The organism is Streptomyces sp. NPDC021622 (genome assembly GCF_040640795.1).
GTDB lineage: Bacteria > Actinomycetota > Actinomycetes > Streptomycetales > Streptomycetaceae > Streptomyces.
The window spans coordinates 54,570-68,129 of sequence record NZ_JBFACK010000030.1 but is presented as its reverse complement, the minus strand read 5'-3'; the positions used below and the strand labels follow the sequence as shown (position 1 = coordinate 68,129).

Annotated in this window: 14 protein-coding genes; 6 read left to right on the top strand and 8 right to left on the bottom strand. The window is 70.7% G+C overall.

Translation table 11 applies throughout. The features are described from left to right. Positions 1–228: 228 nt before the first annotated feature. Positions 229–1,719 (top strand): MFS transporter, encoded by a 1,491-nt coding sequence (locus tag AB0G47_RS39710; protein WP_360780597.1) that lies wholly within the window; start codon positions 229–231, stop codon positions 1,717–1,719. A gap of 57 nt (positions 1,720–1,776) precedes the next feature. On the opposite strand, the gene AB0G47_RS39705 is transcribed toward AB0G47_RS39710, so the two are convergent. Continuing rightward, positions 1,777–2,280, bottom strand: coding sequence for an amino acid permease (locus AB0G47_RS39705; protein ID WP_360780594.1), 504 nt, complete (start codon positions 2,278–2,280; stop codon positions 1,777–1,779). Between AB0G47_RS39705 and AB0G47_RS39700 the strand changes: the two genes are divergently transcribed. The 4 genes from AB0G47_RS39700 (at position 2,234) to AB0G47_RS39685 (ending at position 4,331) form a co-directional block, all read left to right on the top strand. After that, positions 2,234–2,464 carry a hypothetical protein gene (locus AB0G47_RS39700; protein WP_360780606.1) on the top strand — a complete coding sequence of 77 codons (231 nt, stop codon included), beginning with the start codon at positions 2,234–2,236 and terminating at the stop codon, positions 2,462–2,464. The genes AB0G47_RS39705 and AB0G47_RS39700 overlap by 47 nt on opposite strands. A gap of 86 nt (positions 2,465–2,550) precedes the next feature. Continuing rightward, positions 2,551–2,847, top strand: a complete 297-nt coding sequence (locus AB0G47_RS39695) for a helix-turn-helix domain-containing protein (protein ID WP_360780604.1) — start codon at positions 2,551–2,553, stop codon at positions 2,845–2,847. Between the two features lie 4 nt (positions 2,848–2,851). Further along, positions 2,852–3,178: a cupin gene (locus AB0G47_RS39690; protein ID WP_360780592.1), complete on the top strand. Its 327-nt coding sequence runs from the start codon at positions 2,852–2,854 to the stop codon at positions 3,176–3,178. 154 nt (positions 3,179–3,332) lie between these two features. Further along, positions 3,333–4,331: a mechanosensitive ion channel family protein gene (locus tag AB0G47_RS39685; protein WP_360780590.1), complete on the top strand. Its 999-nt coding sequence runs from the start codon at positions 3,333–3,335 to the stop codon at positions 4,329–4,331. A gap of 40 nt (positions 4,332–4,371) precedes the next feature. Here the strand turns inward: AB0G47_RS39685 and AB0G47_RS39680 are convergent, their stop codons facing one another. The 5 genes from AB0G47_RS39680 to AB0G47_RS39660 form a co-directional block, all read right to left on the bottom strand. Then, on the bottom strand, positions 4,372–5,304 hold the full coding sequence (locus tag AB0G47_RS39680; RefSeq protein ID WP_360780587.1) for a glutaminase: 933 nt from the start codon (positions 5,302–5,304) through the stop codon (positions 4,372–4,374). A 228-nt stretch (positions 5,305–5,532) separates the two neighbouring features. Further along, positions 5,533–6,930, bottom strand: coding sequence for an aspartate ammonia-lyase (aspA, locus tag AB0G47_RS39675; RefSeq protein WP_360780584.1), 1,398 nt, complete (start codon positions 6,928–6,930; stop codon positions 5,533–5,535). Between the two features lie 39 nt (positions 6,931–6,969). Beyond that, positions 6,970–8,019 carry an asparaginase gene (locus AB0G47_RS39670; RefSeq protein WP_360780580.1) on the bottom strand — a complete coding sequence of 350 codons (1,050 nt, stop codon included), beginning with the start codon at positions 8,017–8,019 and terminating at the stop codon, positions 6,970–6,972. Next, positions 8,016–9,467, bottom strand: coding sequence for an amino acid permease (locus AB0G47_RS39665; protein ID WP_360780577.1), 1,452 nt, complete (start codon positions 9,465–9,467; stop codon positions 8,016–8,018). The genes AB0G47_RS39670 and AB0G47_RS39665 overlap by 4 nt, the downstream gene beginning before the upstream one ends. Beyond that, the gene (locus AB0G47_RS39660; protein ID WP_360780574.1) at positions 9,464–10,198 is read right to left on the bottom strand and encodes a FadR/GntR family transcriptional regulator; all 735 of its coding nucleotides are present in this window, start codon (positions 10,196–10,198) and stop codon (positions 9,464–9,466) included. The genes AB0G47_RS39665 and AB0G47_RS39660 overlap by 4 nt, the downstream gene beginning before the upstream one ends. A gap of 196 nt (positions 10,199–10,394) precedes the next feature. Here AB0G47_RS39660 and AB0G47_RS39655 point away from each other — a divergent pair, with 196 nt between their 5' ends. Next, positions 10,395–11,531, top strand: a complete 1,137-nt coding sequence (locus tag AB0G47_RS39655; protein WP_360780571.1) for a trypsin-like peptidase domain-containing protein — start codon at positions 10,395–10,397, stop codon at positions 11,529–11,531. 63 nt (positions 11,532–11,594) lie between these two features. Here AB0G47_RS39655 and AB0G47_RS39650 read toward each other — a convergent pair whose 3' ends face one another. Together AB0G47_RS39650 and AB0G47_RS39645 are read right to left on the bottom strand one after the other, a co-directional pair. Continuing rightward, on the bottom strand, positions 11,595–11,969 hold the full coding sequence (locus AB0G47_RS39650; RefSeq protein WP_360780568.1) for a hypothetical protein: 375 nt from the start codon (positions 11,967–11,969) through the stop codon (positions 11,595–11,597). Between the two features lie 51 nt (positions 11,970–12,020). Next, complete coding sequence (locus AB0G47_RS39645; protein WP_360780565.1) at positions 12,021–13,553, bottom strand: aldehyde dehydrogenase family protein; 1,533 nt, start codon at positions 13,551–13,553, stop codon at positions 12,021–12,023. Positions 13,554–13,560: the final 7 nt, after the last annotated feature.

Genomic DNA, 13,560 nt, shown 5'->3' with positions numbered 1-13,560 from the left:
CGAGCGACAGCGAGAGCAGCTCCATGAGCCGGGCCGTGTCGGTGCGGGGAGAGCCTGTCATGACGGTCACTTTACCTCGTGAAACTTGACGATCTCAAATATCGGCGTCTACGGTCGACTCATTGCTTGAGAATATCAAGCATCGAGGTGGTCAAGTAACTCGGCAACCGACAGCAAGTAACAGCAAGTAGCAGTACGTAACTCAGAGAGAACTGAGAGAGAATCGCCGTGTCCCACGCACATCGCGCCGCGCCCCCGCGCGCCTCCGGGCAGACCCTGCTCGTCCTGGCCCTCGGTCTTGCCGCCATGGTCGTCTCGATGATGCAGACCCTGGTCGTCCCGGTCCTGAGCATCATCCAGGCCGACCTCAACGCCACCACGGCGAACGTCAGTTGGGTGACCACCGCCACGCTGCTCTCGGCCGCCGTCTTCACCCCGCTGCTCGGCCGCTTCGGCGACCAGCACGGCAAGAAGCCCACCCTCGTCGGCGTCCTCCTTGTGATGATCGCGGGCTCGGTGCTCGCCGCCACCACCAGCTCACTCACCTGGCTGATCATCGGCCGCGTCATGCAGGGCGCCGCGACCGCGATCTTCCCGCTGGCCCTGTCCGTCCTGCGCGAGGAGATCAAGCCGGCCAAGCTGCCCGGAGCCATGGCCCTGGTCAGCGGCACCCTCGCCTTCGGCAGCGGGCTCGCCCTTGTCGGTGCCGGACTCCTCACACAGGGCTCCGACCCCGACTACCACCGGGTCTTCTGGCTCGCGGTGGTGCTCGCCGTCGTGGCGCTCGCCGGAGTGCTGTTCGTGGTGCCGGCCTCGCGCGCGAAGACCGGCGGACGCACCGACTGGCTGGGCGCCCTCACCCTCGCACTGCTGCTCGTGCTGCTGCTTCTGCCCATCTCGCAGGGCCACGAGTGGGGCTGGACCTCCGGCCGGACCCTCGGTGCCTTCGCCGGCGCGATCGTCATGGCGGGGGTGTGGGTCCTCACCGAGCTGCGGGTGAAGGAGCCGATGGTGGACATGAAGATGTTCGTCCACCGGCCCGTCCTCTTCACCAATCTGGCCGGGCTGCTCCTCGGCTTCGCGATGTTCGCCCAGTTCATCGGCGTCTCGTACCTCGTGCAGATGCCCGAACACCTCACGGGGTACGGATTCGGCGCCTCGGTCCTCGACGCGGCCGTCGTCTATCTGCTGCCGACCACCCTCGTCTCGCTGGTGGGCGCCCAGGTCGGCGGGCTCCTCGTGCGCCGGATCGGGGCACGCTTCACGCTGGCCGCAGGCGCCGCCTTCGGTGTGGCCGGCTTCGCCTGGCTGACCGCCGCGCACGGCACCACCGCATCGGTGATCGGCGCGGGCATGGTCATCGGCCTCGCGATCAGCTTCGGCTACGCCTCGATGCCGGCGCTCATCGTCGCAAGCGTCCCGGCCCACCAGACCGGCATCGCCAACGGCATCAACTCCATCTCCCGCTCGGTCGGCAGCGCCGTCGCGAGCGCGATGATCACCTCGCTCCTCGCGTCGAAGACCATCGCGCTGCCGGACGGCATGCCCGCGCTGCCGCAGGAGAGCCAGTTCACGCTGAGCTTCGCCATCGCCGGAGCGGCCTTCGCCCTGGTCGTGGCCGTCGCCCTCGTCGGCCTCAGGGCGGCGCACGCGCCGCGAGCCGTCGCGGTGCGCACGGACCGTCCCGCGGCAGCGGAACCCGCCGCCGAACTCGTGTGACGGTCGGACCCCATGCTGTGGCACTGCGCCCCGCCGGACCGGCGGGGCGCAGTCGCGTCACGGCGTCATGCCGGGACCTGCCCCGGGGCGGCCTCGGCGGCCGCCTGCATGGAGGACCGCGACGAAGCCGCCGGTCAGGAGCGTGCTGAACACCGGTGTGCCGGTGCGCGGGCTCACCCGGCGAAACGCGGCGGGCAGCGTGCCGTCACGGCCCATCGTGTACAGGATGCGGCTCTGCCCGTAGAGCACGACCAGGGTGACGCTGACGATGGAAAGGACCGCCCCCGCGGAGAGCAGCACGGCGGGCAAGCCGGATCCGGTGACCGCGGCGAGGATGGCGGAGAGCGCGGCCTGCTGCCCCTCGAACGCCGTCCAGGGCTGCGCGCCCACACCCACCACGGCCACCAGGATGTACGTGAGAGTGACCACGACCAGGGCGGCGACGATGGCCAGCGGCAGAGTACGCCGCGGGTCGCGGACCTCCTCACCGGCGGTGGAGACAGCGTCCAGGCCGATGAAGGCGAAGAACACGGTGGCCGATGCCGTGCGGATGCCCGCCACGCCCAGGGGAGCGAACGGCTGGAAGTGGCCGCCGTCTCCCGCCCGCCCGCGCACCCGGCCGCCCCGCGCCGCCGTCAGCCGGCTCACCACGGACCTGACGGAACTGTCCGAGCTGCGTGCCGAGGCCGACGACGTCCTCCGGGTCGCCACCGGCGACCTCGAGCGCCCCGACGCGCCGCGCTGACCGACGTACACGCCCAAGTGCTCATCGCGCACCTCGCGGACGCACTGGACCACCGGCCGCGGCTGCGCCACCCCGGCGTCGAGGCGATGCTCGACCACGACCGCACCCATCACACGCGGTACGCCGCTTCGGTGACGGCCTGGCTTCACGCCGTAGGGAACGTCGGTGGCGCGGCGCGCCGGCTCAGGATCCACCCGAACACCCTCAAGTGCCGGCTGCGGCGTGTGCGGGAAGTCTTCGGCGCCTCGACCTCGGGACGCTCGACGACCGGCTCTCCTGCTGGTTGCACCTACGGATCGGGTCGCGGCACGGCTTCTGATGTCCGTTCGCGACCCGTTCGGACCCGGTGGATCGCGGGGCCACGGCCCGCGCGACAGTCTTGACCGCATGACCACGACGTACGACCTGCAACTCCTTGCCGACGAGCATCTGGCGCGGGCCGAGGGCTCCGCGCACGGGCGCAGCGCCCATCTGCTGCTGAGCGAGCCTCCGCTGCGGCAGAGCGTGATCGCCCTGACGGCGGGCCATGCCCTTGACGAGCACAGCAGGCCCGTCGCCGCGACCCTGCAGGTGCTGCGCGGCACGGTGCGGCTGACGGCCGCCGCCGGGGACGTCACGCTCGTCGCGGGGCAGCTCCTTGCGATCCCGCCGGAACGCCACGGCCTGACCGCGGTCACGGACGCCGCCGTGCTCCTGACGGCCGTCACTGCCTGAGCCGCTCCGCACGGCGGGGCCCGCAACGGCCGGGCGCCCGCACCTCGTTCACCTCGCTCACACGTGCCCGCCACATCTTTTGACCGGCGTCAAGAACCCGAACTACGTTCGGCGCGCCGTTCAGCACACGCACCTAGTGAGTGGAGCATTCCCCGTGTCACCCACCGACGCGTCCGCGTCGCCTCTCCTGACCCACAGCGCCGCCCCCGACTGGATCGAGGACAATCTCGGCGCCGTGGTAGGCATCCCGCTGCGCATCCTCGTCATCGTCGTGGCCGCGATGCTCGTGCGCGCGCTGGCCAAGCGAGCCATCACCCGGGTCGTGGAACGCATCCTGCAGCCCGCCGAAGGAGAGAACGGACGGAGCCGCTCAACCCGCGGCCCCGCCGTCCTGCAGCGTGACCCGTCCCGGGCCGACGAGCGGCGCGAGCAGCGGGCACGCACCATCGGCTCGGTGCTCAGCAGCATCGTGACCGTCGTCATCGCCGTCATGGGCCTGGCCATGATCCTCGATCAGATCGGCATCGCGCTCGGCCCGTTGCTCGCCAGCGCGGGCGTGGTGGGCCTGGCGATCGGCTTCGGCGCGCAGAGCCTGGTCGCGGACTACCTGTCCGGGATGCTCATCATGTTCGAGGACCAGTACGGCGTGGGCGACTCCGTCGACCTCGGGGAAGCCGTCGGCGAGGTCGAACACGTCGGCCTGCGCCTCACCCAGGTCCGGGACATCAACGGCGGCCTGTGGCACATCCGCAACGGCGAGATCCTGCGGGTGCGCAACGACAGCCAGGACTGGGCCCGCGCGGTCCTCGACGTCTCCGTGGCCTACGACACCAACCTGGAGACCCTGTTCGGCGTCCTGGAGGAGACCGGGCACGCGCTGCGCGAGGACCCGCAGTTCGAGAAGGTGCTCCTGGAGGACCCCGAGGTATGGGGCGTGCAGTCGCTGGACGTCGACGGCATCGTCGTACGCCTCGTCGTCAAGACCGCCCCGCTCAAGCAGTGGTCCGTCACGCGCGAACTGCGCCGCCGGGTGAAGGAGTCCCTCGACGCCGCGGGCATCGAGCATCCCTTCCCGCAGCGCACGGTCTGGATGCGGACGGAGGAAGCCGGCAAGGCGTCGATCCCCGCAGCCCCGGCGTCGGTGGGCCGCTGACCCACGGGTACGCCTCAGAACGCTGAACCACGGGTTCGCCTCAGAACACCGACAACCCCGTCAGTGTCGTGAACCGGTCCAGCGCCGCAACGCCCGCCACCGAGTTGCCGCGCCGGTCAAGGCCCGGACTCCAGACGCACAGCGTGCAGCGGCCGGGGACGACGGCGATGATGCCGCCGCCGACGCCGCTCTTGCCCGGCAGGCCGACGCGGTAGGCGAAGTCGCCCGCCGCGTCGTACGTCCCGCAGGTGAGCATGATCGCGTTGACCTGCTTGGCCTGGCTGCGGGTGAGCAGGCGCGAGCCGTCGGCACGGATGCCGTGGCGGGCGAGGAAGCCGGTGGCGAGGGCGAGGTCGGCGCAGGAGGCCTCGATGGAGCACTGGCGGAAATACTGGTCGAGCAGTACAGGCACCGGGTTGTCGATGTTCCCGTACGACGCCATGAAGTGGCCGAGGGCGGCATTGCGGTCGCCGTGGGCGGACTCGGATGCGGCGACGTCATGGTTGATGGCAAGCCGCTCGTTCCCGCTCTCGGCGCGCAGGAAGCGCAGAAGGGCGCCCGCCGCGTCGCCGGTCTGGGTCTGCAGCCGGTCGGTGACGACGAGCGCGCCCGCGTTGATGAAGGGATTGCGCGGGATGCCGTTCTCGTACTCCAACTGGACCAGCGAGTTGAAGGGGTTGCCGGAGGGCTCGCGCCCGACGTGCTCCCACAGCGCGTCACCCTCGCGCGCCAGGTCGAGCGCGAGGGTGAAGACCTTGGTGATGGACTGCGTGGAAAACGGCTCCCGCCAGTCGCCCACCCCGTACACCGTCCCGTCCGGCTCGGCGACGGCCATGCCGAAGCGGTGCGGGTCGCGTGCCGCGAGCGCCGGGATATATCCGGCGGGGCGGCCGCGCCCCGGGGTCTCCTCGATCTCGGCCGCGATGCGGTCGAGGACGGGCTGAAAGGTCAGGGACGAGGTCATGATCACCATTGTGTCGCCGGGATGATGGGTGGGCGCGCCAGGGGGTTGGTGGCGGAGGTTTGCGGGCGACTGCGGGTATGCGGGGGCTGGTGGCGCAGTTCCCCGCGTCCCTTAAAGGCAGGGGCTGCGCGCCCAATGACAAAGGAGCAGGGGCGCAGCCCCGTTCCTTTAGGGGCGCGGGGAACTGCGCGACCAGCCACGAATCACCCGCACCTGACCACGCACCCCCCCCCGGGCTCACCCGGACTGTGACCCCGCCAACACCTCAGGCCGCAGCAGCGCCGCCAGGCGATCCGCCGGCAACAGCCCCTTCTCCAGGACCAGTTCGGCAACGCCCCGCCCCGAAGCCAGCGCCTCCTTCGCGATGGAGGTCGCCGCCTCATATCCGATGTGCGGGTTCAGCGCCGTCACCAGGCCGATGGAGTTCTCCACCGCCGCGCGCAGCCCCTCCGTGTTGGCCGTGATTCCGACGACGCACCGCTCGGCGAGCGTCAGGCAGGCGGTGCGCAGATGCGTGATGCTCTCGGAGAGGGAGTGCAGGATGATCGGCTCGAAGGCGTTCAGCTGGAGCTGGCCCGCCTCCGCCGCCATGGTGATCGTGACGTCGTTGCCGATCACCTCGAAGGCGACCTGGTTGACGACCTCGGGGATCACCGGGTTCACCTTGCCCGGCATGATGCTCGAACCTGCCTGCACCGGCGGCAGGTTGATCTCGTTCAGGCCCGCGCGCGGACCGGACGACAGGAGACGCAGGTCGTTGCAGCTCTTGGAGAGTTTGACCGCGATCCGCTTCAGCACCCCGGACATTTGGACGAACGCCCCGCAGTCCTGCGTGGCCTCGACCAGGTTCGCGGCGGTGACCAGCGGCAGGCCGGTGATCTCGGCCAGGTGCCGGCGCGCGGACTCGGCGTATCCGGCGGGTGCGTTGAGACCGGTGCCGATCGCCGTCGCGCCCAGGTTGATCTCGTGGATCAGTTCGACCGCCTCGGCGAGCCGGCTGCGGTCCTCGTCGAGCATCACCGCGTACGCCGAGAACTCCTGGCCCAGCGTCATCGGCACCGCGTCCTGCAGCTGCGTACGCCCCATCTTCAGGACGTCACGGAACTCGATCGCCTTCGCCGCGAAGGCGTCCTGCAGCACGGCCATGGCCCGGAGGAGGCCGCGCACCGCGAAGACCGTGCCGATCTTGACGGCCGTCGGGTAGACGTCGTTGGTGGACTGGCCGAGGTTGACGTCCTCGTTCGGGTGCAGGAAGGCGTACTCGCCCTTGGCGTGGCCGAGCAGCTCCAACGCCCGGTTCGCGACGACCTCGTTGGCGTTCATGTTGGTCGAGGTCCCGGCCCCGCCCTGGATGACGTCCACGACGAACTGGTCGTGCAGCTTGCCGTCGCGGATCTCCCGGCAGGCCTCGACGATGGCGGCCGCCTTGCGCGGTTCGAGCAGGCCGAGCTCCTCGTTGGCGCGGGCGGCGGCCTCCTTGACGGCGGCCAGCGCATCGATCAGATGCGGATACGCGGAGATCGGCGTCCCCGTGATGGGGAAGTTCTCCTTGGCGCGCAGGGAGTGGACACCCCAGTACGCATCGACGGGGACGTCACGGTGGCCGAGCAGGTCGTGCTCGCTGCGGACGGACATGGCGGTGGCGATCTTCCTTCTGGAGAGGGTGAGTTGGTCCTACAGGGGCAGGGGAGCGCAGGCAGCCGTCGTCGGCTGGAGCGAGCGTGCGGGGCGGATGCTGCCGACCACCGCCCCGCCCCCGAGCAGCGGAGCCCCGGCGAACTCGGCGAGCGCGTCAGGGTCGACACCGCAGCGCGCGAGCGCCGCCGCGGTCACCGGTACGCGCGCCCGGTCCGCGCCGTCGGCGATCTTCACGGCGACGGCCCGGCCGTCCGGCAGCGCCGCGACCTGCACGCCTTCGAAGCCGTCCTTGGTCAGCAGCCCCGGCACGGCCCGCATCAGCGCGGCGACGTCGCGGCCGGAGCCCGACGCCATCTCCGCGTGCTCGCGCATCGCGTCGGCCACCCGGGCCTCGGGGGTGCCGGGCGGGGCCGTGGTGATCCGGGCGGCGGCGCGCGCGAGACCGTGCAAGGACACGGAGAACAGCGGCGCGCCGCAGCCGTCGACCGTCACCTGGGCGATGGCCTGCCCGGTGAGGTCTTCGACGGTCCGGGCGATCGTCTGCTGCAGCGGATGCGCCGGATCGAGGTAGTCGGCGAGCGACCAGCCGCTCAGCCGCGCCGCGTAGAGCATCGCGGCGTGCTTGCCCGAGCAGTTCTGCGCGAGCCTCGACGGCAGCCGTCCCGCGCGGATCCAGTCCTCGCGGACGACCGGGTCGAAGGGCAGGTCCTTGACGTTGCGCAGATCCGCATCGGCGAGCCCTGCCAGTTCCAGGATCCGCCGGGTCCCGGCGAGATGCCGTTCCTCGCCGGAGTGGCTGGCGGCGGTCAGCGCGAGCAGCTCGCCGTCGAGCGGAAGACCGGCCCGCAGCAGCGCCACGGCCTGCACGGGCTTGAGCGCCGAGCGCGGATGGAAGGCCACCTCTATGTCACCGATCTGCAGCTCCACACGGCCGTCCGCGCCGAGCACGACGACCGAGCCGTAGTGGATGCCTTCGATGACACTCCCGCGTACGAGGTGGGCGACGGGCGCGTGCAGCGGTTCCCGGACGGAGGGCGCATCGGCGACCGAACGGCCGTACGCGGACGGTGTGCTGAGACGGCTCACGTGTCCGCCCCGGCCTTGCGCACGGCCGCCACCCTGCCCCGCACGCCGTACCAACCGGCCACCAGCGCGGCCGCGATGAGCGGCAGGCACAGCACCGTCGTGCGTCCCGCGCCCCCGTCGGCGTACATCAGGACCAGGACGGACACCAGGAAGAAGAGGGTGACCAGCTCGGTCCAGGGGGAGCCGGGCAGCCGGTAGTCGGGGCGTTCGAGGTCGCCGTCCTGGGTCTTCCGCCAGAACTGCAGATGGCAGAGCATGATCATGCCCCAGGTGGCGAGAATGCCGAGGGCCGCGAAGTTGAGGACGATCTCGAACGCGTCGGCGGGGACCACGAAGTTGAGCCCGACGCCGAGCACACAGATGCCGCTGGTGAGCAGGATGCCGCCGTACGGGACCTGGCTGCGGCTCATGACTGCGGTGAACCGGGGCGCGGAGCCGGACATCGCCATGGAGCGCAGGATGCGGCCCGTGGAGTACAGGCCCGAGTTCAGCGACGACATGGCCGCGGTCAGCACGACGAGGTTCATCACGCCGCCCGCTGCCGGGATGCCGATGTTGGAGAGCACGGTGACGAAGGGGCTCTCGCCGGAGGTGTACCTGTTCCACGGCAGCAGCATCGAGAGCAGCAGCACGGAGCCGACGTAGAAGAGACCGACGCGCCACATGATCGAGTTGATGGCCTTCGGCATGATCTTCTCGGGGTTCTCGGTCTCGCCCGCCGCGACGCCCACCAGCTCGACCGAGGCGTACGCGAAGACGACGCCCTGGATGATCAGCAGCATCGGCAGCAGGCCGCTCGGGAAGATGCCGCCGTTGTCGGCGATCAGGGACGGGCCGGGGGAGTGGCCGTCCACGGGCTGCTGGGTGACGAGCAGGAAGATCCCGATCAGCATGAAGAGAACCAGCGCGCTGACCTTGACGATCGCGAACCAGAACTCCAGCTCCCCGAAGATCTTCACGGAGATGAGGTTCACGGTGAGGACCACGGCCAGGGCGATCAGGGCGATCACCCACTGGGGGATGTCGGAGAACATGTCCCAGTAGTGGGTGTAGGTGGCGACCGCGGTGATGTCGGCGATGCCGGTGGTCGCCCAGTTCAGGAAGTACATCCAGCCCGCGGTGTAGGCGCCCTTCTCACCGAGGAACTCCCGTGCGTACGACACGAAGGCGCCGGACGACGGCCGGTAGAGGACGAGTTCGCCGAGGGCGCGGACGACCAGGAAGGCGAAGAGGCCGCAGACGGCGTACGCGATGAACAGCGAAGGACCGGCGTCGGCAAGGCGGCCGCCGGCGCCGAGGAAGAGCCCCGTCCCGATGGCGCCACCGATGGCGATCATGTTGACGTGCCGGGACTTCAGGGACTTGCTGTACCCCGCGTCGCCGGCGTCGACATGCGCGGCCGCCTTCGGTATCCGCCCGGTCTGCTCGTCGATGGACTGCTCGCTCACGCTGGGGGTCCGCCTTCCGTCGGGGCGTCCGTGGGCTCGGGGCGCACGATCGCGGTGAGGGTGGTCTCGACACGGTCGAGGTGGTGCGCCATCGCGTCGGTGGCGTCGTGCTCGCTGCCGTCGATCAGGGCCTCGACGATGGCGCGGTGCTCGCGGTTGGACTGCTCGCGGCGCCCGCCGAGTTCGTTGAGGAACGCCGACTGGCGGGCCAGCGCGTCCCGGATCTCCTCGATCACGCGGCGGAAGACCGGGTTCTGGGCGGCCTGCGCGACGGCGAGGTGGAAGAGGGTGTCCATGGCCACCCAGGCGGTGGTGTCGGTCTCGCGCTCCATCCGGTCGAGGAGGTGGGCGAGATGGTCGAGGTCCTCGGGCGTCCGGCGCGCCGCGGCGTACCCCGCCACCGGGATCTCGACATGCCGTCGTACCTCGAGGAGGTCGCTGGCCGCGTAGTCGCCGAAGGTGGGGTCCTCGTCAGGACCGTTGGACACGACGAAGGTGCCCTTGCCGGTGCGGGAGACGGTGAGACCCATGGTCTGCAGGGCCCGCAGAGCCTCCCGCAGCACGGGTCTGCTGACCTCCAGGCGACGGCAGAGCTCCGCCTCGGAGGGCAGCTTGTCCCCGACGGCGTAGTCGCCGCGCTCAATGGCAGTACGCAGATGACCGAGCACCGCTTCCATGGCGCTGACGCGCCGCGGCACCGAGTCACCTGTCTGGCTGTCTGACAGGTTCACGGGGGTGATCCTGTGGGGGAACGGGAGGGGCTGTCAAGGGAGGGCCCGGGGGGTGAGACGGGGGCGGGGTGGCAGGACGAGGAGGGTGAAACGGGGGCGTGTTCACGGATCTGCCCCAACAGGGCTGTGTGGCCTGTTAGTTGGTAGTGAGGCGGATGGTGAGCCTGGTGTAATGCGACGGCGCGACAGAACAGCCATGTCTGTCAACCTGGAAGGTGCAAAGGTGCATTTACGCCGCGTCCTGGTGGCGGCTGCCGCCACCCTCGCCGTATCGGTCATCCCCGCCACCGTGAACACCGCCTCGGCCGCGCCACCCCGGCCGGACGTGCCGTCCGGCGTCACCGTCGGCACGCAGGAGGCCTCCGAGCAGGAGGTCCGTGACTTCTGGACCCCGGCCCGGATGCGCGAGGCCGTGAAGAACGAGAAGAAGGATCAGGCCGCCGTGGCCCGCGCGGCGGCCGCCGCCCAGCGGGCCGACGCCGCGCCGTCGGCCAGACCGGAAACCGGCCCGAAGGCCTCCGCGGACGCCGTGGCGCCCGCGGGCCGGAGCCTGCCGGGCGCGGCGCCGTCGGCCGCGCGGGTGCCCGAGATGTCCGTCTCGGAGCGCGTGCCCTACCCGACGTCGTTCCCCAATGTGGTCGTCGGCAAGGTCTTCTCCTACGACGACGCCGGCAAGGAGCACGCCTGTTCCGCCGCGTCGATCGTGTCCGACAACCGCAACACGGTGTGGACGGCCGGACACTGTGTGCACCCCGGGGACGGCAGCGGAGCGGACGGGTTCCACGACCTGGTCGTGTTCATCCCCGGATACCAGGGCACCACGGGCGACGACTACCAGGCCCCGTGGGGCGAGTGGGTCGCCAAGGTGAAGGTCGCCCCCGAGCAGTGGACGCACGAGGAGAACTACCTCACCGCCGACCTGGCGGCGTTCACCGTCACACCGCCCGACGGCTACGGCAACCTCGCCGACTCGGTCGGCGCCCTGGGCTACAAGTTCGGTGACGGGTCCGACTTCGACGACGTGATCGACTACGGGTATCCGGGCGTGGGCTACCAGCGCACGGACCTCGACGGCAAGGACATGCTGTACTGCACCGGCAACGTCGTGGACGCCGTCAACTGGTTCCCGCTCGACAACCGTCTCGAGATGGACTGCGACATGGGCGAGGGTGCCTCGGGCGGACCGATGTTCACGCCGTCGTGGCAGCTCGTCGGGGCGAACAGCCATCACGACATCGACGACAACGACCAACGCGTCAACGACAACCTGTACTCCTCCGAGCACGGCTCCGAAGCGGTGAAGGTGATCGACGCGATCAACGAAGAGGGCTGATCCCGTTCCACGCAGCTGCCGCCCCGGCCGTCGACGGCCGGGGCGGCACCCTGTTCCGCTGTCTCACCAGCAGTCGGCGGGCTTGAGCACCCACGTCCACGAACCGCAGGGAGCAACGCCCATCTGCGGGTCGATGTCCTGCGGCGGCCCGTCGTTGACCAGCTTCTGTTTCAGGTACCGGGCCTGCAGCTGCCCCGTCGTCAGCCTGTCCCAGCCGGCCGGCGGGCGTTTGCCCGCACGCGCGAGCTCGGCCTCCCACGCCTCGACGGTCTCCCGGCGCGTATCCGGCAGCGGTCCTTCGGCCTCCGGCGAACCGACCGTGACACCGGGAGGACTCGGCCGGCCGCCCGTCGCGGCCACGATCGCGGTGGCGGAGATGCCGGTGACGGTCAGCGCGGTGAGCGTCACCACTGCGGTCCTGACGGGATGCCTCGGCACGGACGCAGCATAGTCGGGCTCCTCGTAGCCCCGCTTCCAACGGCCCGGCATCTAGAGGAAGTTGACGTTCTGCGCGAGGGCGAGCCGGCTGGAGTAGTTGATGGTGTTGGTGGCCGGGCGCATGTACGCGCGCCAGGCGTCGGAGCCGGACTCCCGGCCGCCGCCGGTCTCCTTCTCGCCGCCGAACGCCCCGCCGATCTCCGCGCCGGACGTGCCGATGTTCACGTTGGCGATGCCGCAGTCGGACCCCTCGGACGAGAGGAAGAGCTCGGCCTCCTGCTGGTCGCGGGTGAAGATGCTGGAGGACAGGCCCTGCGGGACGTCGTTGTGCAGGGCGATGGCCTCCTCCAGGGTGTCGTAGGTGAGGACGTACAGGATGGGCGCGAAGGTCTCCTGCCGTACGACGTCGGTCTGTTCGTCGACGCGGACGACGACCGGCTCCGCGTACGCGGCCTGCGGTGCCACATCGGCCAGGCGCCGGTTGCCGCCGGCGAGGATCTTGCCGCCCTGCGCCTGTACGCGGGCGAGCGCGTCCTGCATGCCGTCGAGGGCGGCGGGCGAGATGAGCGGGCCGACCAGGGTGTTCTCGTCGAACGGGTCGCCGATGGGGAGCTTGGTGTACGCGGCCGTCAGGCGTGCGACGAGAGTGTCCGCGATGTCGCGGTGGACGATCAGGCGGCGCAGCGTGGTGCAGCGCTGGCCCGCCGTGCCCGCCGCCGCGAAGACGATGCCCTGCACGGCGAGGTCGAGGTCGGCCGACGGCGCCACCACCGCGGCGTTGTTGCCGCCGAGTTCGAGCAGCGAGCGCCCGAAGCGGGCGGCCACGCGGGGGCCGACCTCGCGCCCCATGCGGGTGGAACCGGTGGCGCTGACGAGCGCGACGCGCGGGTCGTCCACAAGGCGTTCGCCCACCGCGCGGTCACCGAGCAGGAGCCGGTGTACGTCACGGGGCGCGCCGACCTCCTCCGCGGCCCGGGCGAGGAGCCGGTCGCAGGCCAGGGAGATCAGCGGGGTCAGTTCCGACGGCTTCCACACCACGGTGTCACCGCAGGCCAGCGCCACGGCCGTGTTCCAGGACCACACCGCTGCGGGGAAGTTGAACGCGGAGATCACGCCGACCACGCCCAGCGGGTGCCAGGTCTCGGCGAGGCGGTGGCCGGGGCGCTCGGATGCGATGGTGCGGCCGTAGAGCTGCCGGGAGAGGCCGACCGCGAAGTCGCAGATGTCGATCATCTCCTGGACCTCGCCGAGCGCCTCCGAGCGGATCTTGCCCGCCTCGACGGTGATCAGATCGGCCAGGTCGCTCTTGTGGTCGCGCAGCAACTCGCCCAGGCGGCTCACGAGTTCACCCCGGCGTGGGGCCGGTGTGGTGCGCCAGGCGAGGAACGCCTCGCGGGCGGCGGCGACGGCCTCATCGACTTCGGCGGCGGTCGCCGCGGCCAGGCCGAACAGGTCCTCGCCGGTGATGGGCGTCCGGGCCTGGAGGCCGGTGCCGTCCAGGACGGTGACGCCGATGCGCTGCAGGCTCGCGCGGGCCCGGGCGCGCAGGTCGTCGGTGGTGGGCAGGGTGGTGGTGCCGGTCATGGTGCTC